This window comes from Bordetella petrii, from assembly GCF_000067205.1.
GTDB lineage: Bacteria > Pseudomonadota > Gammaproteobacteria > Burkholderiales > Burkholderiaceae_B > Bordetella_A > Bordetella_A petrii.
This window is the reverse complement of sequence record NC_010170.1, coordinates 4,745,912-4,769,554: the sequence shown is the minus strand read 5'-3', so window position 1 is coordinate 4,769,554 and position 23,643 is coordinate 4,745,912. Positions and strand designations below refer to the sequence as shown.

Genomic DNA, 23,643 nt, shown 5'->3' with positions numbered 1-23,643 from the left:
CTTCAATGGCCGGTATGCGGCGCGGTGACCGGGGCCTCGTGCTGCGCGGCCGAATGCAGCTTGCGCGCGCTCAGGGTGCGCAACAGCACGTAGAACACCGGCGTCAGGAACAGCCCGAACAGCGTCACGCCCAGCATGCCGAAGAACACCGCCACACCCATGGCATGCCGCATTTCCGAGCCGGCGCCCGAGGACAGCACCAGCGGCACCACCCCCATGATGAATGCGATCGAGGTCATCAAAATGGGGCGCAGGCGCAGCCGGCTGGCCTCGATGGCCGCCTGCAGCGGCGTGCTGCCCTGCATTTCCAGTTCGCGCGCGAATTCCACGATCAGGATCGCGTTCTTCGCCGACAACCCAACCAGAACCATCAGGCCGATCTGCGTGAAGATGTTGTTGTCGCCGCTCGTCAGCCACACCCCGGTCAGCGCCGCCAGAATGCTCATCGGCACGATCAGGATCACCGCCAGCGGCAGCGTCAGGCTTTCATACAGCGCGGCCAGCACCAGGAACACCAGCAGCACGCTGATGGGGAACACCCAGATGCCGGCGTTGCCCGCCAGAATCTGCTGGTAGGTCAGGTCGGTCCATTCGAACTTCACGCCGCGCGGCAGCGTTTCCGCGGCAATGCGCTCGGCCGCGTCCTGCGCCTGGTCCGACGAATACCCCGGCGCCGGGCCGCCATTAATGTCGGCGGCCGTATAGCCGTTGTAGCGAACCACCATTTCCGGGCCGAAGGTCTGCTTCACATCCACCAGCGCCGACAACGGCACCATCTGGCCCGAGTCGCTGCGCGTCTTCAGTTGCAGAATGTCGTCCGGGTGCGCGCGGAACGGCGCGTCGGCCTGGGCCCGCACCTGGAACACGCGGCCGAAGCGATTGAAGTCGTTCACGTACATCGAGCCCAGGTAGATCTGCAGCGTGTCGAACACGTCGGTCACCGGCACGCCCAGCTGCTTGGCCTTCACGCGGTCCAGGTCCACGTCGAGCTGCGGCACGTTGATCTGGTAGTTCGAGAACGTGGGGCCCAGTTCGGGTGCCTGGCGCGCCTTGGCCAGGAAGGCCTGGGTGGCCTTGTCCAGCTCGGCATAGCCCAGCGCGGCGCGGTCTTCGATCTGCAGCTTGAAGCCGCCCATGGTGCCCAGCCCCATGACGGGCGGGGGCGGGAACACCGCGATGAAGGCGTCCTTGATGCTGGCGAACTTGGCGTTCAGGCTGCCGGTAATGGCGTTGCCCGACAGCTCCGCGCTGTGGCGCTCGTCGAACGGCTTGAGCGTCACGAACACGATGCCGGCGCTGGAACTGTTGGTAAAGCCGTTGATCGACAGCCCCGGGAAGGCAATGGCGCTTTCCACGCCAGGCTCTTTCAGCGCAATGTCCGACATGCGGCGGATCACGTCTTCGGTGCGGTCCAGCGAGGCGCCATTGGGCAGCTGGGCAAAGCCGATCAGGTATTGCTTGTCCTGCGCGGGCACGAAGCCGCCAGGCACCAGGTACGAAATACCCACCGTGGCCGCCAGCAGCACCGCATACACCGCCATCGCGCCGCCCTTGCGGCGAATCACGCCGGTAATGCCGGTGGCGTACGAGTCGGAAGCCCGCCCGAAGAACCGGTTGAACCAGTTGAAAAAGCCGCCGAACACCCGGTTCATGCCGCGCGTCAGCCAGTCGGGCTTGTCGTGGTGACCCTTGAGCAGCAGGGCCGACAGCGCCGGCGACAAGGTCAGCGAGTTGAACGCCGAGATCACCGTCGAGATGGCGATGGTCATGGCGAACTGCTTATAGAACTGGCCCGACAGCCCGGTCATGAACGCCAGCGGCACGAACACCGCGCACAGCGTCAGGGCGATGGCGATAATGGGCCCGCTGACCTCGCGCATGGCGCGGTACGTGGCCTCGCGCGGCGTCAGCCCGGCCGCGATGTTGCGCTCGACGTTTTCCACCACCACGATCGCGTCGTCGACCACGATCCCGATGGCCAGCACCATGCCGAACAGCGACAGCGCGTTGATCGAATAGCCGAACAACAGCAACAGCGAGAACGTGCCGACAATAGACACCGGCACCGCCAGCAGCGGAATAATGGACGCGCGCCAGGTCTGCAGGAACACGATCACCACCAGCACCACCAGCGCGATGGCTTCCAGCAGCGTCGAGATCACCGCCTTGATGCTCGACCGCACGAATTGCGTGGGGTCGTACTCAATGCGGTATTCCAGCCCCGGCGGGAAATCCGCCGACAGCTCTTTCATGGTCTCGCGCACCTGCGCCGACACATCCAGCGCATTGGCCCCGGGCGACTGCATGATGCCCATGCCGATGGCGGGCTTGTTGTTCAGCAGCGAGCGCAGGCCGTATTCCTGCGCGCCCAGCTCGATGCGCGCCACGTCCGACAGCCGGGTCACGGCGCCGTCGGGCGACGACTTCAGGATGATGTTGCCGAACTCGGTCTCGTTCTGCAGGCGGCCCTGGGCGTTCACCGAGAACTGCATGGGCACGTCGCCCTGCGTGGGCGAGGCGCCGATTACGCCGGCGGCCACCTGCACGTTCTGCTCGCGGATGGCGTTGACCACGTCGGTAGCCGTCAGGCCGCGCTGGGCCACTTTCTGCGGGTCCAGCCATACGCGCATCGAGTAGCTGCCCGAACCCCAGATCTGCACTTCGCCCACACCGCCGATGCGCGACAGGCGATCCTTCACGTTCAGCACCGCGTAGTTGCGCAGGTAGGTGATGTCGTAGCGGTCGTTGGGCGAGATCAAATGCACCACCAGCGTCAGGGTGGGCGAGCTCTTGGTGGTGGTCACGCCCAGGCGCTGCACGTCGGGCGGCAGGCGCGGCAGCGCCTGCGACACGCGGTTCTGCACCAGCTGCTGGGCCTTGTCGGGGTCGACGCCCAGCTTGAAGTACACGGTGACCGCCAGGTTGCCGTCGCTGTTGGCCTGCGACTGCATATACAGCATGTCTTCGACGCCGTTAATGGACTCTTCCAGCGGCGAAGCCACCGTGGCGGCAATAACCTTGGGGTTGGCGCCGGGATACTGCGCCCGCACCACCACCGAGGGCGGCACCACTTCCGGGTACTCGGAAATCGGCAGCTGGAACATGGCCAACAGGCCCGCCAGCAGCACGATCACCGACAGCACGCCCGCGAAGATCGGCCGGTCGATGAAGAATTTAGAAATATTCATGCTTGCTTCCGATCGCTTAGTTCAGGCTGGCCGAGGCGGTTTGCACGGCGGCCGGCGAGGCGTCCATCGACACCAGGTTGGGCGCCACGGTGTCGCCCGGGCGCACCCGTTGCAGGCCGTTGACCACAATGCGCTCGCCAGCCTTCAGGCCGCTGGTGATGACGCGCAGGTTGCCCTGGCTGGCGCCCAGCGACACGCGGCGGTACGCGGTTTTGTTGGCGTCGTCCACCACCAGCACGAAGCGCTTGTCCTGGTCAGTGCCTATGGCGCGTTCTTCAACCAGCACCGCCTCGCGCGGCTGCGTGCTGCCCAGTCGGATGCGGGCATACATACCCGGCACCAGCAGGCCGTCGGGGTTGTCGAACACGGCGCGCACGCGGATCGTGCCCGACAAGGTGTCGATGCGGTTGTCCACCGAATGCACAACCCCATCCCGCGAATAACCCGTTTCGTTGGACAGGCCCAGCTGCACCGGCACCGACACGCCGGCCACCCGCGCCGGACTGACGTACTTCAGGTAGGCCTGCTCGTCCACGTCGAACGAGGCGTACATTTTCGATACCGACACCAGCGTGGTCAGCGGCACCGAGCCGGCGCCCGCGGCCACCACGTTGCCCTCGGTGATCTCGGCGCGCGACACGCGCCCGTCCACCGGCGCCACGATTTCCGTGTACCCCAGGTTCAGCTTGGCGGCGTCCAGCGCGGCCTCGGCCGCCTGCAGGTTGGCGGCGGCCTCGCGCGCGTCGTTGCGCTTGGACTCGAAATCGCGGCGGGCAATGGCGTTTTCGGCCAGCAGCCGTTTGCCGCGCGCCAATTCCGACGCCGTGAAGGCCACCCGCGCGCGGGCAGCCGCCAATTGCGCGGCCGCGCGGTCTACTTCTGCGGCGTAGGGGCGGGGGTCAATCGTGAACAGCGGGTCGCCCTTGTGAACCAGGCTGCCGTCCTGAAAATGCACCGCGGTCAGCGTGCCCGACACCAGCGGGCGGATATCCACCCGGTCGATGGCTTCCAGCCGGCCGGAATAATCCTGCCAGTCGACAATGGTCTTGCCCAGGGCGGGCGCCACGTCCACGGCGGGCGCGGCGGGGGCCGACTGGGCCTGGGCCGTGCCGCCGCCCGCCGGGCCGCGCAGCAGCGTGTAGCTGCCGCCGACTGCGACCAGGGTCACGAAAACCGCCAGCAATACAATACGTTGGCGCGAAACAGTCATGATGTTTCCTTGTACATAATATGGGGACGAATGACCGGCGGCAGCGGGGAAAACAGGCGTCCCGCAGGGGACAGGGGCCAGCGGGGGGCGTTGGCCTGAGGCTATCGGTCAATTCAAGACGATTGCATTTTGAATGTTTTCCACCAGGGGATAAACATTGCTGGATCGTCAACACTAGTCGAGCCAACCGAACAATAACGGCCCAAAGCGCGGTATGCTGGGCGCACTTCCTTTATTTATTGCCATCCAGGACACGACCATGGACCGCTTTCAAGCCATGCAGGTCTTCGTGCGCGTTGTCGACGCCAACAGCTTCACGCGGGCCGCCGACAGCCTCGCGCTGCCTCGCACCACCGTCACCACCGCCGTCCAGAATCTCGAGCGCCGCCTGGGCGTGCGCTTGCTCAACCGCACCACGCGCCGCATCAGTCTCACGCCCGACGGCGCCGCTTATTACGAACACAGCACGCGCATCCTGGCCGAGGTCGAAGAAACCGAGGCCTGCTTCCAGGAAGCGGCGCTGCGGCCCAAGGGCAAACTGCGCATCGACGTGCCGGCCAGCATCGGCCGGCTGATCCTGATTCCTTCGTTGTGTGAATTCCACACCCGCTATCCCGACGTGGAACTGGTGCTGGGCATGGGCGACCGCCGGGTCGACATGGTGCAGGAAGCCGTCGATTGCGTAATTCGAGGCGGCGAACTGGAAGACTCCAGCCTGGTCGCGCGCCGCATCGGCACCTTCCAGGTGCTGACCTGCGCGGCGCCGTCGTACCTGGAACGGCAGGGCATGCCCCATACGCTGGAAGACCTGAAAAGCCACTACGCCGTGCATTACTTTTCCAGCCGTTCCGGGCGCAACTGCAACTGGGACTTCGTCATCGACGGCAAGACCCGCGAAGTCGACGTGCCCGGCTGCGTGTCGGTCAACGACTGGAGCGCCCACCTGGCCTGCGCCCTGCAGGGTTTCGGCCTGGTGCAGACCGCCCGCTTCATGGCGCTGCCGCACCTGCAGTCCGGCGAACTGATCGAAGTGCTGCCCCAATGGAAGCCGCGTCCGGTGCCGATTTCGCTGCTGTACCCGCAAAGCCGGCAGCTCTCGCCCAAGGTGCGGGTGTTTTCCGACTGGGTGGCCGAACTGTTCGCGCGCTGCCCGCTGCTAAGCGGCGGCGACGGCTCCGAAGGCTGCAACGGCATCGAAAAGGCCGAACTCACGCCGGCGGCCGAACGCGCCACCCGGCGCGGCGTCACCGTCGAGGCCGAATACGTGCTGTAAAGCCGCCCCGGCGGGGGCCGCCGGGCGGTGGGCGATTCCCTTACTGTATATTTGGGCGTCGCGTCACGCAGCCTTGTCAGCCCCCCAATGCACCAGCCCGTCCTACCCGCGTACCTGATCGCCCGCTGGCTATTGCTGCTGGTGCTGTTGGCGGGCGCCTATTTCCTTAGCGGATTCCTGGTGCCCGCCCTGGCGGCGCTGATCATCGGCCTGGCCACCTGGCCGCTGTTCCAGCGCATCGTCCAAAAATGCGGCGGCCGCGCCACCCTGGCCGCCACCCTGGCGCTCATCGGCGTCATCCTGGTCATTATTGTTCCGCTGGCCCTGGCGCTGTCGTACGCGGTACAGGAAGCCAGCAACTTCTTCGCCTGGGCCCTGGCCGCCAACCGCCACGGCATGGCGGTGCCCGACTGGATTTCCTCGCTGCCCGCCGTCGGGCCGCGCCTGGCGGTGTATTGGCAAACCTACCTGGGCGAACCGCACGCCCTGGGCGCCCTGGTCGAACTGGTCAGCGGCGAGCACCTGGGCAACATCTACCGCATGGTGCTGTCGGCCACCGGCAACGCCTTCCAGCTGCTGCTGAACGTGGTGTTCATGCTGATCACCCTGTTCTTTGTCTATAAAGACGGCGATCGCATGATCGCCCAGCTCGACGTGCTGGGCGAGCGCATCCTGCCCACGCGCTGGCAGCGTTTTTCGCGCGTAGTGCCGGCCACGGTGGGCTCTACCGTTACCGGCATGAGCCTCATCGCCGTGGGCGAGGGCGTGGTGCTGGGCGTGGCCTACTGGCTGGCCGGCGTGCCATCCCCCGTGCTGCTGGGCGTGGTCACCGGCTTCATGGCGCTGATTCCGGGCGGCGCGCCGCTGTCGTTCACGCTGGTGTCGCTGTACCTGATCGGCTCGGGCCACCTGGTGGCGGGCCTGGCGCTGCTGGCCTGGGGCACCATCGAATTGTTCATCGTCGACAAAACCCTGCGCCCGCGGCTGGTGGGCGGGCCCGTCAAGCTGCCATTCCTGCCCACCTTCTTCGGCCTGATCGGCGGCGTCAAGACCATGGGCATCGTCGGCCTGTTCGTCGGTCCCGTGCTCATGGCCCTGCTGGTGGCGGTGTGGCGCGAATGGGTGCGCAACGTCGAGCGCGAACGCGATACCGCGCGGCTTAACGTCAACGCCGCCGCCGAACCGCGCGGCGACTAGGCCCGCGCGCGGTCGCAGGGCCAAATGCGGCTAAGCTGAACGAGGTTTGGCTTTTATCAGTCCGAGGTTGAGAATGTCTGCATCATCCGTGGCCGAGCAGGTGGCCACTTTGCGCCAACAAGGCTTCGTGGTGGCCCGGCAGTTCGCCACGCCCGACACCGTGGCCGCGCTGCGCGACCAGGCCCGGCAGGAACTGGCCCGGCAAAACGAACCCATCGAATACGAAGCCGACCTGCAATACCCCGGCGCGCCCGCCTCGCGCCAGGCGCAAGGCGGCTCTACCGTGCGGCGCCTGCTCAACGCCTACCGGCGCGGCCCGCTGTTCCAGGCCTGGGCCACCTCGCCGGCCGTGGCGGAATGGCTGCGCGCCTACTTCGCCGACACGCCGGTGCTGTCCACCGCTCACCACAACTGCGTAATGACCAAGCACCCCGCCTACGGCAGCCTGACCGGCTGGCACCAGGACATCCGCTACTGGTCGTTCAGCGACGACGACCTGGTGTCGACCTGGCTGGCGCTGGGCCACGAAACCGCCGACAACGGCGGCCTGTTCTTCATTCCCGAATCGCACGCCCAGTCGTTTTCGGCAGAACAATTCGACGAAAAGAAATTCTTCCGCGCCGACCTGCCCGAAAACCAGCCCTGGATCAGCCGCGCCGTATGCCCCGACCTGCAGCCCGGCGACGTCGTATTCTTCCACTGCCGCACCCTGCACGCCGCCCGCCAGAACAGCAGCCAGCAGGTAAAGCTGTCGCTGGTGCACACCTATTACCCGCAGAGCTGTACGCCCCTGCCCGGAACGCGGTCGGCATCCATGCCAAGCGTGCCGCTGGCCTGACAGAGCAAACAGCAAGGGCGCCGCAGATAACCAGCATAGGGGACTGACGAGCCCCACAGGTGTCTGACGACCCCCACAGTTGTCTGACGAGCCCCACAGGTGTCTGCCGGGCGCCCGAGGTGTCTGACGGGGCGCAACAAGTGGTTGGCTGACGCCACTGGCGCCACGAGTGTCTGACGGGCCCCCATAGGTGTCTGACTCCCGAAGGGTGTCAGACACCGCTACAAACACAGCAGCCCTCCAAGGCCGTCAGACCCCCACGCCGTCGTCCCCACCCCGGCCCCCACTCAAAACCCCACGCAGCTCACCAGACCGCGCAGGCTCCGAAGCCCTCCAAGCCTCCAACCCACAAACCTGCGCGAACCACCGCTGCAGATGCTCGAATGCCCTAATCGGCAGCTCGGCGGCCTCCGTATGCATAAGCGGCGCTGCAATCGCCAGATCCGCCAGGGTAAGCCTTTCCTGAGCAATCCAGCGCCTATCAGCAAGATGCGCATCCAGCACCTGCGCCGCCGCCAACAGCAACGCCTCGCCACGCGCGATCTCCACCGGGTCAGGCCCGCCCGTTCCACCAACCATCTTTTTGGATACGCGCTCCCTACTAATCATGCCCACAGCGGGAGTGAAATGGTACGCAGACCAAAAAAGCCATCGATTGACGTCCGCGCGCATTTTTACGTCTTGGGGATATAGCGCGTGCCCATCTTGCGTGTCGGCAAGGTACTGCATGATCGCGTGAGATTCCCAAAGATAAAAACCGTCGTCCTCCAACAGGGGGACCTTACCGTTCGGGTTGACCCGGAGATACGCCTCAGCTTTATGTTTCCCCTTGAGGAGATCAACGGTGATGAGTTCCAGCTTGGCCTCCAATGCGATTGCCGTCAGAAGAACGCGGCGCGAGTTGGAGGAAACCGGGTGATAGTAGAGGCGCATTTGTTCTCCCTTGGCGGACGCGGGCCGATGGGTGTCTCATCTGGCCACGGACCAGGATGCATCCGCCAGTTGCAGCGTACGGAAAAGGAGAGGGAGCAGCTATCCGGATCTTGCTTCGGTATCGGGCGATGGCAGTCGATCAATGGGTTTGCTGCTTCACCGAACGGTGCAGCGATGACGTAAAACGGTATGTAAACCTTCACGTTTGCGGCTTGCGAACGAGTAAAGTGACAAATCCAAGCGCTGCAAGCAATAGGGCTGAGCCCTTTTGCGTGTACTCCACCATGCCACGACGATGAGCGATGCGTAGGTGCATATTCGCCGCCGTGAAAATTACGAGGAGTGCCACAGCGGTGTTCAGCACGACGGATACAACGCCCAAAGCGATGAACTGCATCGCGACATGGCCGACTTCCACATCGATGAATTGTGGAATGAAGGCCAGGAAGAACAAAGCCGTTTTCGGATTTGTGGCTTCCACAATGAACCCCTGAATTACCGGTCCGCCGCGCCCTCGAATGCAAGGCACGCCCTGGGAAACGCCAGCACGGTGCCACGTGTTCCATGCCAACCACAGCAGATAAAAACCGCCCGCCATTTTAAGGACGCTGAAAGCCGTGGAGCTCGCCAGCAACAACGCCGACAAGCCCGCCGAACCGGCCACGACGTGCACCAAGCCACCACTGAAAGATCCCACGCAGCACCGCAGGGCCACGGCACGCCCCTCGCTTAGAGTGCGAACGGTCAGATATAGCAAACCTGGGCCCGGCATGACGGCTAGCGCGCCAGCGGCTGCCAGGAACACAAGGAATTGGGCTGGGTCGCTCATTGCATATCTCCTGCGATGCGTGGAGAAGGCATCGCCGCGAAACCTCGAGGTATAGCGGGGCAAATCGCGTGACCAGCAAGCGCTGTGCCCGCGCGGGTAAAGGCCAGGAATGTAGAGCCGGTCGAATGGATGCGGAATGCCCACTTTGGGTCGATTTCGGGTGGCCGTATCGGGTCGGATAGCGCCCCTCCGTAGGAGCACACTGAATCTCCCTTTACTCAAAAGGAGATTGCCATGGAATCCGCGAATGCCGCCGTTGACCGTCGTGTGCCATGGAACAAGGGAAAGCTCACCGGGCAGAAGCCGCCCCTAAAGCTTCGAGAAATTTGGGCAATTCGAATGAGACTACAGATGGCTTCGAACATCCGGGAACTCGCGATGTTCAATCTCGCAATTGATAGCAAGCTTCGAGCGTGCGATCTCACGCGATTGCAGGTACAGGACATCCGTCTCGGAAGCCACGTAGCCGCGAGAGCTACCGTGATGCAACAGAAGACCCAGCGTCCGGTCCAATTCGAGATTACGGAGCAAACCCGTGAGAGCCTTGAAGCATGGATAGAAGCGCGAGGGCTAAAGGCGGCGGATTTTCTGTTTCCGAGCCGGTTGCATACGTCGCCGCATCTGTCGACGCGGCAGTACGCCCGGATTGTGCATCGCTGGGTAGCATCGATTGGCCTCGACGATACCGCATATGGAACCCACACTATGCGCCGTACAAAAGCCTCGCTGATCTACCGCCGGACGAAGAATCTTCGGGCTGTACAGCTGCTGCTCGGGCATACGAAGCTGGAAAGCACAGTTCGCTACCTTGGCATCGAGGTCGACGATGCTCTTGAGATCGCTGAATAAACAGAGGTTTAATGCATCCTGGCCGGCGGGCGGTCGCTTGCCGGCCAGGAACTGCCGGTGGCTGCGAGTAAAAGCGGACATTCAACGATTGCATTCAGCCGCGTCGTTAGGCGTCGACTGGACCTGCAGGTTAGCTCTCGCCCGCGAAATTGATGCCGGTACCTCCCCGAGATGCTCAACACATAACGCTACGTCTGGAGTGCGAACTCTCGTGCTCATTTCATGCCCGTAGGTATGTATGAGCCAATTCTCCACATCGTTGATGTTTGCCAGCGCGAGCTCGCTAAGACGCCCGACATACAGCTTCGCGCCATGCCTCTGGCATCCTTCGATCCAGTGACGATAGCCAGCGTTGTACCGGCCACTTGCACGGAGATCCCCAATCTGCCGGGAGTGCCCACCAAAGAAACTGTTATGGGCTTTTCCCCAGTAGAAAGGCTTGTCGTCCCATTCATGAAGATAAATCACACGGCAGTGGTCTTTAGCTTCCTCGTATGTGCGACAGCGCCGCCACGTGATTTTCACTGAACCTCCCCAAGAGTTCTAACGTTTTACCTCAGCGGCCGCCGAAGGCGTTCCGCTGGAAGGAAGGATTCGACCCAGCGCTTCGAAAGGCTGATGCGGGCCCGTCACCCGGAGGCGTCGATCAACACGCCGAAGGTAGTGCGATGAGTCAGGAGCCCAATTGAAAGTCAGCCGGTAGTGTCCCGTTAGCCACTGGAAGTGCCCTCCGTCCTGGGGTGCAAGGAAGTGGCGATTGGCAGAAACCCCTATTTCCCCGTCGAACAGGCCGCTGCCTCGGACAAGTTTGTCGGTCTCCCCATGCACCCAAATGTTGAAGTTCTGGTGGGTTTCCGACCGCGCTTTGAAGTGGCGAAGAGCAATGTGCGGAGATAGATCTTTGGTTTGCCGGTGCGTGCGCCAGGACGCGGCACATCCGGGCTGAAGAATATGACCGTCGGCTGAGTCATTCATACGAGGCCGCGACGAAACAACGTCAACCACACCGTGACGATAGATACGGCAAGCGCCAAGACCGGATACGGTGAGTGCGACAGGGGCGGTCATGAGGGGTCTCTAACGCCTGCGATAAGCCGCGCCAGAGTGCACAGCACGGAGGGTACCCGCAAGCGCAGCCTGTGGAGGTCGGCTTGACCAACTGGTTAGGCCGGTGGCAGATGCGCAATTACCCGCTGCACTCATTGTTGTGCCTTGGATTGTTCCGCCCAGATGGTGGCGCCCGGGTGATGCTCTTCGATTGTGTAGATGGCATCTTGTAACTTATCCAGCGGTTCACCACTCAGCGGGTAGCTGAAGCGCGAGACGGATAAACCTTGAAGCGATTTGTACTCTGCCTCAGATACGGCATCTGAACTGCACCAAATGGCACTTTCTGTGACTGAGGCTAGCTCAATTGCTTCTTTAAGGCCATTCCGTGAAATGGCAAGGAAGACGATTGACATGACTTGATTGTCTCTAAATGAATGCCTAGCGTTTGAGCTCAGCGGCGGATGGCGCCATGCCGTTGGCCGTCCGCTCGTGCGAAGGGTTAGGCGTCACGATATTTGCTATCACGCCAGAGTCGTTGCTTCTTGGTGTAGCGGACAAAAGGCTTGATATAGAGAGGGGTGCACTCCCACTTGACTCGCTCCCAATCGTGCTTGAGGAGAAGCGCCAGCCGGCGGCCGAACAAAGCAAGATTCTCGTCCTTCCCGGAGAACAGGTCGTCGAAGTGGCTCAGGATCTTCGCGTCCTGCTCGTCGTCCTTTGGATTGATGGAGGTGGCAAGCCTGGCTCGGAGCGCCGCCGTCTTGGCTGGATTGGGCGCGACTTGGTGCTCTTCCCACGCAGTAGCGGTAGCCTCCGCAAATACGCGGATGCTGTCGCGCCACTTTGCTCGTTCCTTTGTGACTTGCTCGATCTGAACTGCGCGCTCGTCCTTGCGAAGCGCCAACCAAGACGCGAACCAACCGCCAGCTATTGCGGTTGAGAGCCACGAGAGTACTAGTTGCCAGTCGATATGCATAGGATGTTTTGGGTTGCGACGCCTAACGTAATGTGGACCGCGAACAAGCGCAGACCATATCTGGCGCTTGCGATCTAAATTGGTACGCTAAAAAATGCTGCAAGGGGCTTGTAGCCTGGCGCTGCGACGTGCCAACTGTCTGAGAGTGCTGTACTAAATTTCGCCATAAACCCGCCACCCCTCCTGTGTTGCGAGCTACAAGGTTACTGGATCAGATGCGCGAGCGAACTTGTTACATATTTTAATACTCTATGCCCGGAGCTGGACTATGTGCAATGGGTACGCACGTTTGCGAAATGGCGCGGTTTGCGGCATCCCGAGACATGGAGCGGCAGCAAATCGAGGTTTTTCAGGCTATGCCGCCCCATGACTGACCTCTTTGGAGCTTCTGGTTGGATGGCGGCTCAGGGTCGGGAGCAGTCTTTGACGACAGCCCGCTTCCGACCCATTGCGGAAATTCAGTTGGCAGGCTCCAATGTCCAGTGGAGGCTGGTTGCGGTCGTTGATCAGCAGTGGTTGAACATGCACAAGGCCCGCAAGAGACATTCGTCGCGACTGGTTACTGGACAGCTTCGGCGCGCTCTTAACGGCCATGACACCTCTTGAATTTCGCGCCACTGCCGCATGGACAGGGCTCATTTCGTCCCCGGTTTTTTGATCTTCCCAAAAGAGGGCGCGTTTTCCGGTTGCTTAAGATTCACCACCCGCGTTGGGTGAGTCATTCGGGCAGCGTCTTCGTAGATAGAGGCGTTTTCTTCCGTTCGCTCTGTTGGTATGTGAACTGCGAACGATTGCGCCCGATGATAGGTTCCATCGGAACCAATATCTCCAACGACGCCGACCATATTAGAAGCCTTAACAGCTAACGAAGCTGCACTGGCCTTCTCATTTACTTTTTTCCAGTCAATTTGCCGGCCGTGTTGTTGTAGCCAGACAAAGAGCGGCTCTCCGTCCCCAGCCAGAACAAAGTAACGGGCGGGATGTTGAATCAGGGTTCGGCGAAGGTCGATGAGCATCTTGGCCAGATCTTTCCGGCCTTCTTCTCCTAGGTCACGGATATTGCTCTCCGCCGAAAGCCAACCTTGTACTCGGGTTACGTCAAGAGCATCAAGCAGCTTTAGCACCTCTTCAGGGAAGTCCTGGGTCGGAAACGGCCTGGCCTCCCAGCCTTCCCCCTCGAAGCTCCTATCAACGATGTCGCTCATGCCGTCCCAGATAAGCATGTTCACCTTGCCGTCCTGTAGTTGCTTGGCGATCTCTTGATCGAAACGGTTCTTCTTCAGGTACGCGCCAAGGTGGTCAAGCTCGTCGAAGAGATGAGCCCGGCGCATCCCCGCGACGGCTTGCCGCACCTCCATGTAGTGGGCGAACTGGCCGGGTGTGGGCAGCAGTCGCTTGAGTACAAACAGGTCGTCAATGGACAGCGAAATGAAGGCATGCCTTCCAAGTAGCGGCTCAACCTGCGGCAGTTTCTTGCAATACGCTGAAAAGGGCGAGAATGACTCGACCGTCAGCCCAATCGGCACCATCACTCGGTAGTCGGAGCGGCGGACGCGGCCACACTCTTCATATTTGCCGTTCACTAGACGATAGAGGGATACTTCATCCGCCGAATTCAGGTAATTGAAGAAGCGCTCACATTGCTTGTACGCTTTAAGCACCAAGTCCTGAACGGATTGGGCGTGGCGGCCGAAATCAAGCGCTGGCGATGCTATGGTGGCGGCCGCACCTGCCTTGGCCTCAACTAAAAACAGCACATCATCAATCAGGATGAGTGTGTCATTTTCGGACCACTGCTTACTGACAGGATCCTTGTAGTAGATCTCCTGGAGAACTGTGGCGCGAGGAAGCTGATCGGCCAGGATGTCGGCGAAGGCAGCTTCGCTCATCGTCTTCTGACGATCCTCAAAGGTCTTCTTGTAGTCCGGTTTTCGTTGAAGCAGGTTGTAGAGAAGAGCACGATACCCCGCATCGCGGGCGAAACACGGATCGACGGCGTAGTAATCTGACCCAAGCTGAATTAGGGGCTTCTTCCGGACCGGTAGCGTCCGATAGGGTGTCCCTGCAAAATCGCCAGCAGCGAAGAACTCGGTTTCCTCGCCGCGTCGGTACGCCAAGTCTGCGAGCAGTGTTGGTGGTAGCTTCGTGTGACGGCTCACGTTGGCGATGCCGCCCCGAAACATATCATCCATTGCCTGTCCGGCGGCTTTCACCTGTTCCGCATTCGCCGCGAACCATGCCTCCATAATCTCCTCCAGAGGCTTGTCCTGTGCCGCAGCGAAGACCTGAGCCGACTCAAACTGCTTCACCATCTCCATAGTTGCTTCGGCATGCCCAGAACGCGTGGCGTCAGCCATGGCCTGAAAGCCTTCCGCGATATCGGTGGCACCCACGCCATACACTTCTTCTAGGACATCATTGTGAGGCGCCAGAACGTAGCGGTAGAATTCGCCTTCCAAAACTTGGTAGCGGTTCCCGCGCATCATGACCCAATTAGATTTCGCGTGAAATTCAATGTCGGCGGTGTCGGGACCAAAGATTCCATCTTTGGTCTCAGCCGACGTGGCCATGGCGAAAAACATGGCCTGCTCTCGCAGTTTGCGGCCAAGTTCAAACAGCTCTGCACACTGGGCTTCGTCGAATGTCATATTCACAGGAGCGGCATCTGACGCGAGACCCGCGTGCACGTACTCCAGCAAGAACTGATTTTCGTTGATCAGGTCGTGCGAGGTGTCCGTTTGGCATTGCTCCTTGGCGGCGCTTTGGTCTGCCATCGCTTTCATCATGCGCTGTGCATAGATATAGCCGAGCAAATCATGCGGAGGCATAGCGACGATCAGGTCGCGCATGCGGGCGGATGTGGCTTCCATGTCTTTCAATAAGGAAGCCGCGGCCTCTTTCCATTTTTTATCGTCCATAACTACTTATTCCTGATGTTTCTGAATCTGCAAGTCCGCCGAGAGGGGTGGATGCCGTGAGGTGCCAAACGCCCCCACTTTTTCGTAGAGTCGTAGTTAGTTCAGAAAGCGCCGATGCGCGGACCTTCAGGGATTGAGATCTCCTGCTTCCAGAGCCTGTAGTACGGCGTCGAAAGCCTTGTCGCACTCACCCGCCAACCACTTGAAGTGAGCGCGCAGCGTCCCATGGGTGGATCGTGCTAGCTTTTCCTCTTTGTCCTTCTCAGTGACCGAGCTGTGAGCCCGGAGCGTACTCCGCAATCCGTGCAGCCTTGAAAGCGGCGTGAGCGTGGTCTTAGCCTGGCCCTCGGATAGTCCGGTAGCAACCAGAATGGCCCCTAGAACCCGGAGCGACGCCCAGCTGGACTCCGCTTTCGCGCCCTTGTCTTCGAGGACCTTGCGCAATGGCTTGAGTTGGAACCCCTCGACCACTAGCTGGTCGAGAGCCATGATCTCGTTGGCCCACTCAAACGTCGAATCGGTTGCCGGGTAGCGGGCGGCATCGAGATGCTCGGAGCTTCGTGGCAGCCACCATGCGGGCGGCGTGTCGTTGAGCTTTCTAATCTTGTATTTCAAGAGGTGGAGCGGGTCGTACTCAGAACTGAACTCGCCCATGATGTCGTTTTCATGCGCTCGCTTTGAGATGGGACCCTTCGACCATTCGTTGAACGATTGCCAGTAGCGCTGTTCTTCAATTGGGAGGCGTGCGAGATCGCCGATATAGGCGTGAACCTGCCCTGCTTCGTTAATGTCGTAGCCCTTCAGATACCACGCATTGCGGCAGCTGATCGTGCGGTCGTCGAGCGTGTACTTCTCAGGGTCAGACTTGAAGCGGTGCAGGACATCCGGCCGGAAGAAGGCCGGCGATATCTCCCAAGGAAGGTCTGACTCCTGGAAGTAGTTGGAGAGGAACTCGGGAGCGCAGGATGTTTCGATCTCGACGCCATTCTTGCGGTCGAATATCTTGAAAGTCGCGTACTCGCGCTTGGTCGGGTTCGACTCTTCCTTCCACTCGTCGATCAGTTGCTGCAGTGGAATGGCGGAGCGGACGATCATCCGGCCGTTTACGTAGCTGGCATTAGCAATGCCGCCACCGTGATAGAAAAGATCAGGAGCCCTTCGGTCAATTCGGTCATGATCGCCCAACCGTTGAAGCTGTCCGGGGCAAAGCGCGTGAAGTCGAACATGAACACCAGCGCCATCTCCGCCAATGTCATGTACGTCGAAAGATCTCTGGCGGAAATTGTGACGGCCGTGAGGCTTTCGCGGCCGTCTCCGACCTCGGTGCGCAGGACGCGGATCACGTCTTCGATGTCGCCGCGGTCATCTAGTCGGCAGTAGGCATTGCGTTCGGATACAAAGTGTAGGCCAAGCGAATGCACCAGTTTCTGGCTCAACTCGATAGGGTTCTCTCCCTTCTGCACACCCTGGAACGATCTGCGAAAGATCAGCTTCTCGCCGCCAGAGAGCGACTTGCCCCCTTGCCTCAGCGGCGGCTCAAGGTAGACTTTGTGACCTTCACCGCCCCCGTAGCTCTTCTGGATTACCCAGCTCTCGTCAGTCTGGATAAAGCAGTGCATCAAGTCTTCCTGGTCTGCCGGCGTCACCTGCTGGACGGGCGCGAGCACGCCGTGTATCAGAACGGCCGGGCCACTCGCGTAGATGACGATTTCTTCACTCTGCGCATTCGCCTTGAGGAACGTGACCGAATCTTCCGCGCCAACTAGCCAGTCCGCGGCTTTGTCAGTTGGAGGCTGTGCGAGGGCCTTTAGTGTTGCCATGTTGAATCGACGGGTCATATGGAAGCAGCCTTTGTTGTGAGGAGTACGGTGGGATTGCTTGATTTAACAGGCTCAAGGTAGGCCTGCAGCCGTGAAGAGCTCGGTCTTCAGCCAAGAATCTAACGTCGAAACTCTCACAAAGTGGGTTGGCACAGGGTAAGGAGGGTGAACCATCCAGTAGGAGATATCCCGGCTGACGTAGAGTTCGACATATCGCTCTGCAGCGTTGACGGGCTTCGGCCATCCGAGGAGCTCTAGCATCCGGGTTCGGTGCAGCTCCAAGAAGACACCTCTGCGAAGCACCTTTCCTATCTGACCCTTGTCGTCGTGCTTGCGACCAAAGATCTTGTCACGAATCCGGCGACCGTCCTTCATTGTGTAGGCCGGCTGGTTGTACTTGCACTCGACCGCAACCAACAGATTCTGATCGGGCCAATATGCGAGGACGTCAAAGTCGCCAACATCTTCGAATCCTTCTGCTCGAAACTTCCGGTGGAAGTCGATGCCCCGCGCGACACACGAGGTATGCCGGCGGAAGATCTCTTCACTGCGGAATTCCAGCCGCTTCTCGATGCCAGCCTTCACCTGCCGAACGACGTATTCGATGTTAGGCCAACCGAAATCGGCAGGTAGGTACCCATCGCGCACCGACGACATCCAATTGAACATGCAGCGACTCGCCGCCTCGGCGCCCCAGCGCAGCTCATCACCTACCTGCACCAGTGGTCGGATGGCGTATCGGTGAACACGCTTGCTGTGCTCCCAGTAGGGTACCTCCTCCTCTTGGACGTCCCGGCCGGCGAGCCGCAGAAGCCCCGTCTCTGAGAGGGTCAGGAAGGCAACGATGCGCTCTGATTTTTCCTGTCCAAGGTCCTTGATCTCGGAAGCAAGCTTCTCTGCCAGTTTGTTTGGACTGGCGCCGTAGGAAAGTGACAGCTCCTTCGCGAAACCGTAGTGCTGCGCGTGGGCCAGCACGGATAGGGACGTGAACAGATCCGAGAGGTTGAACCCAAGGTCGGCCTCGAAAGCGTTGTTGAAATCGGTTGACTCCAACAGGGCCTCCGACTCTCCCTCGACCACATCCTTGCGGTTCTCACCCAGACCCAGGCGTGTCTTGGCGTACTCTCTCGCGAACCTAACCTCCCGATCGTTGGAACCATCGGAGTAGAAGACCTCCGGGATGAAGGAATCACTGATGGCAACGCCTGCAACATCGACCCCGTTGTGGAGGACGTCGCTGGCGCCTGCAAGCGCCATGAGCCAGTCAACTTTTCCGACCAGTTCACGCAGCACATCGTGAGTGACCTCTCGGGTTCCAGATGCCTGGTTGCTGACGACTTTCTCCAGCAGGTATCGATAGTGACGAGCTAGAGTGCCGTATTGCTTACGCGCCTCTTCAACGGTGTCAACTCGATCGTAATCCACCTCGTGAGACAGACTCTGGCGCGCTCTTTCAATCTGGCCTCGCTCAGTGGCCAGAAGCGCATCGTGCTGTTCGATGCAAGCTCGAATCAGTTGAAGGCGGTCAAGCTGAGCGAGCCGCCCTTCGATGCGAAGCCTGAATTTGGCGCTGGCCAGGTCAATCTTCTCTTTGGCCTCCGACAACGCGTATCGGCCAGGTGCCAAGTCCAGGTCTCGGATCACCTCAGCGAGTTGCTTGCGAGCCAGCTTGTAGTCGGACATCCTTGGGATAACCGTCGGTGGGTGGTCGGGAACGTCGACGCGTCGATTGGCAACCCGCAGTGTGTATCGGGCGAGCTCACCCGCCGTTGACACAACCGCCTCATTCAGACCCTCTGGAAGTGCCATACCAAGGGCGTCGTGGCTCTTGCGAATTGTCTCCACAAGGCACTGCACCTCGAAACTCCCGTCGGTAGCATCGGTCAAGCCCCCGAGTACCGCACGTACATCGACATCAAGGTGAACAACCGCAGCTCTGCCGAAGCTTCCTTCGGCAGCAGTTACGACCGGGCTTGTATTCTTGGCCGTGCCGAAGTCCGTTCCATCATCGCCAATGATGGTGCTGGACGCGCTGCGTTTGCAGACGAACAGAACATGGTCCAACTGGAACAATGGCGCAGTGGCAAGAAGTCCTCGACACCTGAATAAGCTGTCGGCGAGGATTTGAATGAACAGATCGACCATGCGCCCGTCTTCTAGGTCTAGGTCGTCCTTGATTTCCAGCAAGGCTTGAACGGTGCAATCACCGACAAGGGTGGAGTAGGCGATGACCTTATGGCCGCGGGACTTCATTTCTGTGACGCCTTCAGTCCCACCACTTAACTGCCAGCCGGATGTACGGTCAGGAAAAATGCGAGGCGCACGCGACCAGAATTCTGCTAGTACCTTGAACCGCCAGGATGTGCCCCAGCTTGGGTCGAGGCTAATCATCGTAGGCTCGATGGCGCCATCAACCAGAACCTCGTCGGTGTCCTTGAATGAAGCGAATAGATCGGCAGGACCACGAGAGAAGGGAGCCAAGCCCGATCGTTGCCCATCGCAAAAAGCCCAATAGCGCTGCAGATCCTCCAGATTCTCGAGGCTGTCGAAGATGGTGATGAGATCCGCAAGCGCCAGGAGTCGCACGGGTTTGTCAGGACAGTTGAGTAGCCCTGCAGAGGTACCCGCCAAAATAGGAACGAGGATGATGTGCAGCTCATCGGCTGACAGGCCGTTGACTCCGTCCTCTGAGAGCAGGACCTCTGGGCCTCCAACGATCTTGAAGCGAATATCCTTCGCTTGTCGGGCCTTGGCCAGAACGGCGGCGGCAACCGCCGACTGCTTGTCGAGCAGTTTATGATCGCAAGCGCAAACAAGGTACACACCTGTCGGCGCGGATGTCACGCTGCTGATGGGCAGCTCTTTGCATATCTCGCCGCCGAGAATCAACATCACCGGTCCTGGCAGCGTGCCGTCAAAGCGCTCGAAGATAAACTGACCAAGCCTCCTGTGCACCTTAGGGCCGACACCCGACGCGCTCCTTTTTGCCCAGTGGTCGACGACCGTCCCCGGAGCGCTTCGTACCGCCAGCGGGTACCAGGTCGAGGCAACGTTGACGCCCAAGAATGGAACGGCATCGCCAGTAAATGCTGCGTTGCCGAACGATTCCCACGTCAGCGGCGCCTTGTAGCCACCAACGTCCGCATCGAGAGAGGTCCTCGCGCGCTGGCGCCAGGAGATACTCTGCTGACCGATGTTCCGCAGCACATCCCTGCACAAGAGCCAGAAATCTTCGGGGGGAAGCTCTACGTGGCCACGTTCCGCATCGACGACAGGGTGCTGTGCGAGGTGTGGAATGGCTTCAATGATCATTGCTTGCAGCACGACGACTAGGTCCATTTGGGCCAGGGCGTCGGGCACATCGGCGTAGGTGATTCGAAAGGCTTCAATGAAGTCTGGCACTCGCTCGATGCTGCTGCCGTAGAAGACCGGTACGAACCGGCCTCTGAGGCTCACCTTGGTCTGTCCCCAGTCAGCCTCAGGAGAGAAGTCTTCAAGGGTAGGAAAGTGGGGCCAGGTTGCATATAGTGCTTCGGCAAACTGTTGGAAGTCTGCATAGCTCTCGATTCTTCTACCACCGCGTCCTTCGAGCGGGGTGTCCAAGAACACGCACCATGCGAACGCATGTTTGACGTGACTTCCGGCATTCGCCGGCCAGAGCTCGGACACGCAAATCGCAAGAGCGACGTCTGAGGCGTCGTACTGACTGAGGAGAGTGCGGGTCTGCTTCACTTGGACAAGGAAAGCGTCTTTCAGCTGTTTGCGTTTGCCAAACTGATCGTCGCGCTTCTCCCTTGACTTTCTGCCCACGATACCTCCGCGATGTAATTGAATATTTACCTGTTGGTGAGTTCTAGCTCTCACGGCGCAGTGGAGACACTAGCACAGCAGTGCATGCGCAACGCTTGCTTGAGGTGAATGGTGGCAAAAAGACTTCGCATAATCGAAGGGACTTCACCAGGGGCAGGATCCCCAGGTGCAATCGCTTCTCGTCGGAGCGAACGACCGCTTGACGGAACTCCGCCGTAAGTACGAGCTGCCCCAGCAAAGGACAGCAACCGCCGCAAAACAGACCCTCAATTGCATCTTTTGAACTTCAGCTTCTGGCCGCAAGCAGCCATTCGCAAGAATCCACTTCTTCCCCACCCCCAAAATCAATCCCCCGGAAACTCCCACTTCTGCGCACTCGCCCCCGCCAATTCCTGCACCCGCTGCTCATCCTTACCAAACTCCGACGCAACGCCGCTATACGTAATCGTCCCCCGATCCAGCACATACGCGCGATCCGCCACGCCAATCGCCGCGCGTACGTTTTGCTCAATCAACAGCACCGCAGCGCCTTCATTACGCGCAGCAACAATAATGTCGAACACGTTCTGCACGATCAGCGGCGCCAGGCCCTGCGAGGGTTCGTCCAGCATCAGCAGCTTGGGGTTCAGCAGCAGAACGCGGGCGATGGACAGCATTTCCTGCTCGCCTCCGGATAACTGCCCGCCTTTGTGGCTCTTGCGCTCGGCCAGCCGCGGAAAGGCTTTGTAGATGCGGGCAATATCCCACGGCCCTGGCCGGTCCACGGGCACCTTAAGGTTTTCTTCCACGGTCAGGTTCGCGAAGACGCGGCGTCCCTCGGGAACCAGGCCCACGCCCAGGCCGGCAATGCGAAAGGGCGGCAGGTGGGTGGAATCGGTGCCGAATATCTTCACGTGGCCGCTGCGGGCCGGCGTCAGCCCCATGATGCTGCGCAGGGTGGTGGATTTGCCCGCGCCATTGCGGCCCAGCAGCGTCACCAGTTCGCCTTCGTTGACTTCAATATCAATGCCGTGAAGGATGTGGCTTTTGCCGTAAAAGGTATTCAGCTGCTGTACCTCAAGCGCCTTCATGCGATTCTCCCAGATAGGCAACTTGTACTTTCTCGCTGGCGGCGATCTGGTCGGGCGTGCCCTGTTCCAGCACTTCGCCTTCGGTCAGAACCGTAATGCGGTCTGCCAGGTTGAAAATGACGCGCATATCGTGCTCGACCAGGACAATCGTCAGTTTTTGCGCGCGGTGCAGTTTGCGTATCAGCAGCGCGGTTTCGTAGGTTTCCTTGTTGCCCATGCCGGCCGCCGGTTCATCCAGCAGCAGCAGCTTGGGTTTCAGGGCAAGCGCCATCATGATTTCGGCCGAGCGCTGGTCGCCGTGCGACAGTTCGCCGACGTGACGATCCGCCTTGTCCGTCAGCCCGCCCATGTCCAGCAGTTCGTCGATGCGGTCTTCGGTTTCGCTGCTCTGTTGCCGCGACCGGAACAGCTTAAGCCGCAGGCCCTGCGTGACTTCGACGGCGACGCGCAGGTTTTCCCGCACGGTCAGTTCGCGAAAAACTTCGGTAATTTGAAAGGTTCGCGCCATGCCCATGGCCACGCGGTCTTGCGGCTGCACGTCGGTGACGTCCACGCCGTCGAACACGATGCGGCCGTGCGTGGGCCGGTAGAACCCGCTGATCATGTTGAAGAACGTGGTCTTGCCCGCGCCATTCGGGCCGATGATGGCGTGCAGCTCGCCGGGTTCAACGGTAAGCGAAACGTCGTTTACCGCCACGAGCTGGCCGAAGTGCTGGGAAACGTTATGGACTTGTAGAAGGCTCATTGCGCCCTCCGTTGGAAAAGTCCGGCGATACCACGGGGAATTAGCAGCACGACCAGCACGAATATCATCCCGATGAAGAACATCCAGTCTTGCGTGACGCCGGAAAGATAGTCTTGCGCCAACACGAAAATCGCGGCCCCCAGCAGCGGCCCCCAGAAGGAACGCATGCCGCCAATGACCGCCATAAGCACGAAGTCGCCCGATTGCGTCCAGTACAGGTCGTGGGGGCTGGCGAAGTTGTTGAGCAGGGCGTATAGCGACCCCGCTATCGACACGAAGAAGCACGAGATCGTGTAGGCGATCCAGATGTGGCGGTTGACGGGAATGCTCAGGAACTGCGCGCGCCGCTCGTTTTCGCGGATGGCCTGCAGCGTATGCCCGAACGGCGACCGCAAGATAGTGGCCATGGCATAGGCGCAAAGCGCCAGGATGGCCAGCACCACATAGTAGAAGGCCAGGCTGGACGTAATGTCTAGCTGCGTGAACCCCAGGTCTATGGCCAGGCGCTGGAAGCCCCGCAAGCCGTTGTCTCCGCCCGTGACCGAGTTCCAGCGAAACGCAATGAAGTAGAACACCTGCCCGAAGGCAATGGTGGCCAGCGCGAAGTAGATGCCGCGCAGCCTGACGATCAACGCGCCGATCAGCATGCCGCCCAGCGTGCCGACCACCACGCCCATGACGAAGGCCGTGGGGGTGCTGGGCATCAGGTACTTCAGCGTAAGGCCCGTGGCGTACGCGCCCAGCCCGAAGTACGCGGCATGGCCGAACGAGTTGACCCCGGTATGGCCGACCAGCAGGTTGGTTGCCATGGCCGCCAGCCCGATCACCAGCAGGCGCGAGGCCAGGTCCGTATACCCTCCCAGAAGCGTCATCCAGTAAGGCATGCTCAACAGCACGGCCCACAGGACCCACTGCGAGTGTTTTGCTATTTTCATGC

18 protein-coding genes are annotated in these 23,643 nt (G+C 60.5%); 4 read left to right on the top strand and 14 right to left on the bottom strand.

Features of this window, described 5'->3' with window-relative positions; genetic code table 11:
- Positions 1–2 precede the first annotated feature (2 nt).
- Positions 3–3,188, bottom strand: coding sequence for an efflux RND transporter permease subunit (locus BPET_RS22865; RefSeq protein WP_012251338.1), 3,186 nt, complete (start codon positions 3,186–3,188; stop codon positions 3–5).
- Between the two features lie 16 nt (positions 3,189–3,204).
- A complete protein-coding gene (locus tag BPET_RS22860) occupies positions 3,205–4,398 on the bottom strand; it encodes an efflux RND transporter periplasmic adaptor subunit (protein WP_012251337.1) in 1,194 nt (397 codons plus the stop codon).
- A gap of 259 nt (positions 4,399–4,657) precedes the next feature.
- On the opposite strand from BPET_RS22860, the gene BPET_RS22855 reads away from it, so the two are divergent.
- The 3 genes from BPET_RS22855 (at position 4,658) to BPET_RS22845 (ending at position 7,706) form a co-directional block, all read left to right on the top strand.
- The gene (locus BPET_RS22855; protein ID WP_041863186.1) at positions 4,658–5,671 is read left to right on the top strand and encodes a LysR family transcriptional regulator; all 1,014 of its coding nucleotides are present in this window, start codon (positions 4,658–4,660) and stop codon (positions 5,669–5,671) included.
- An 87-nt stretch (positions 5,672–5,758) separates the two neighbouring features.
- Positions 5,759–6,868, top strand: a complete 1,110-nt coding sequence (locus BPET_RS22850; protein WP_041863184.1) for an AI-2E family transporter — start codon at positions 5,759–5,761, stop codon at positions 6,866–6,868.
- 73 nt (positions 6,869–6,941) lie between these two features.
- On the top strand, positions 6,942–7,706 hold the full coding sequence (locus BPET_RS22845) for a phytanoyl-CoA dioxygenase family protein (RefSeq protein WP_012251334.1): 765 nt from the start codon (positions 6,942–6,944) through the stop codon (positions 7,704–7,706).
- A gap of 249 nt (positions 7,707–7,955) precedes the next feature.
- Here the strand turns inward: BPET_RS22845 and BPET_RS22840 are convergent, their stop codons facing one another.
- Together BPET_RS22840 and BPET_RS22835 are read right to left on the bottom strand one after the other, a co-directional pair.
- Positions 7,956–8,639 (bottom strand): glutathione S-transferase family protein, encoded by a 684-nt coding sequence (locus tag BPET_RS22840; protein WP_012251333.1) that lies wholly within the window; start codon positions 8,637–8,639, stop codon positions 7,956–7,958.
- Positions 8,640–8,838: 199 nt separating this feature from the next.
- Positions 8,839–9,468 carry a LysE family translocator gene (locus BPET_RS22835; RefSeq protein WP_041863183.1) on the bottom strand — a complete coding sequence of 210 codons (630 nt, stop codon included), beginning with the start codon at positions 9,466–9,468 and terminating at the stop codon, positions 8,839–8,841.
- A gap of 234 nt (positions 9,469–9,702) precedes the next feature.
- On the opposite strand from BPET_RS22835, the gene BPET_RS22830 reads away from it, so the two are divergent.
- Entirely contained in the window at positions 9,703–10,317 is a 615-nt protein-coding gene (locus BPET_RS22830) for a tyrosine-type recombinase/integrase (RefSeq protein ID WP_012251331.1), read from the top strand.
- Between the two features lie 1,199 nt (positions 10,318–11,516).
- Here BPET_RS22830 and BPET_RS26215 read toward each other — a convergent pair.
- The 10 genes from BPET_RS26215 to BPET_RS22795 form a co-directional block, all read right to left on the bottom strand.
- Positions 11,517–11,780, bottom strand: a complete 264-nt coding sequence (locus BPET_RS26215; protein ID WP_012251329.1) for a hypothetical protein — start codon at positions 11,778–11,780, stop codon at positions 11,517–11,519.
- 86 nt (positions 11,781–11,866) lie between these two features.
- Entirely contained in the window at positions 11,867–12,343 is a 477-nt protein-coding gene (locus BPET_RS22825) for an anion permease (RefSeq protein ID WP_012251328.1), read from the bottom strand.
- A 583-nt stretch (positions 12,344–12,926) separates the two neighbouring features.
- On the bottom strand, positions 12,927–13,010 hold the full coding sequence (locus BPET_RS27235) for an SEC-C metal-binding domain-containing protein (RefSeq protein WP_231852726.1): 84 nt from the start codon (positions 13,008–13,010) through the stop codon (positions 12,927–12,929).
- Positions 12,979–15,261 carry a hypothetical protein gene (locus BPET_RS27420; protein ID WP_012251327.1) on the bottom strand — a complete coding sequence of 761 codons (2,283 nt, stop codon included), beginning with the start codon at positions 15,259–15,261 and terminating at the stop codon, positions 12,979–12,981. Before BPET_RS27420 ends, BPET_RS27235 begins: the two co-directional genes overlap by 32 nt.
- A gap of 126 nt (positions 15,262–15,387) precedes the next feature.
- Complete coding sequence (locus BPET_RS27230; RefSeq protein ID WP_012251326.1) at positions 15,388–16,356, bottom strand: hypothetical protein; 969 nt, start codon at positions 16,354–16,356, stop codon at positions 15,388–15,390.
- A gap of 8 nt (positions 16,357–16,364) precedes the next feature.
- Complete coding sequence (locus BPET_RS27225) at positions 16,365–17,099, bottom strand: hypothetical protein (RefSeq protein WP_012251325.1); 735 nt, start codon at positions 17,097–17,099, stop codon at positions 16,365–16,367.
- 54 nt (positions 17,100–17,153) lie between these two features.
- Positions 17,154–20,891 carry a hypothetical protein gene (locus BPET_RS22810; protein WP_041863182.1) on the bottom strand — a complete coding sequence of 1,246 codons (3,738 nt, stop codon included), beginning with the start codon at positions 20,889–20,891 and terminating at the stop codon, positions 17,154–17,156.
- A 344-nt stretch (positions 20,892–21,235) separates the two neighbouring features.
- Positions 21,236–21,961 carry an ABC transporter ATP-binding protein gene (locus BPET_RS22805; protein ID WP_012251323.1) on the bottom strand — a complete coding sequence of 242 codons (726 nt, stop codon included), beginning with the start codon at positions 21,959–21,961 and terminating at the stop codon, positions 21,236–21,238.
- Positions 21,948–22,706: an ABC transporter ATP-binding protein gene (locus tag BPET_RS22800; protein ID WP_012251322.1), complete on the bottom strand. Its 759-nt coding sequence runs from the start codon at positions 22,704–22,706 to the stop codon at positions 21,948–21,950. The genes BPET_RS22805 and BPET_RS22800 overlap by 14 nt, the downstream gene beginning before the upstream one ends.
- A complete protein-coding gene (locus BPET_RS22795; RefSeq protein ID WP_012251321.1) occupies positions 22,703–23,641 on the bottom strand; it encodes a branched-chain amino acid ABC transporter permease in 939 nt (312 codons plus the stop codon). The genes BPET_RS22800 and BPET_RS22795 overlap by 4 nt, the downstream gene beginning before the upstream one ends.
- Positions 23,642–23,643: the final 2 nt, after the last annotated feature.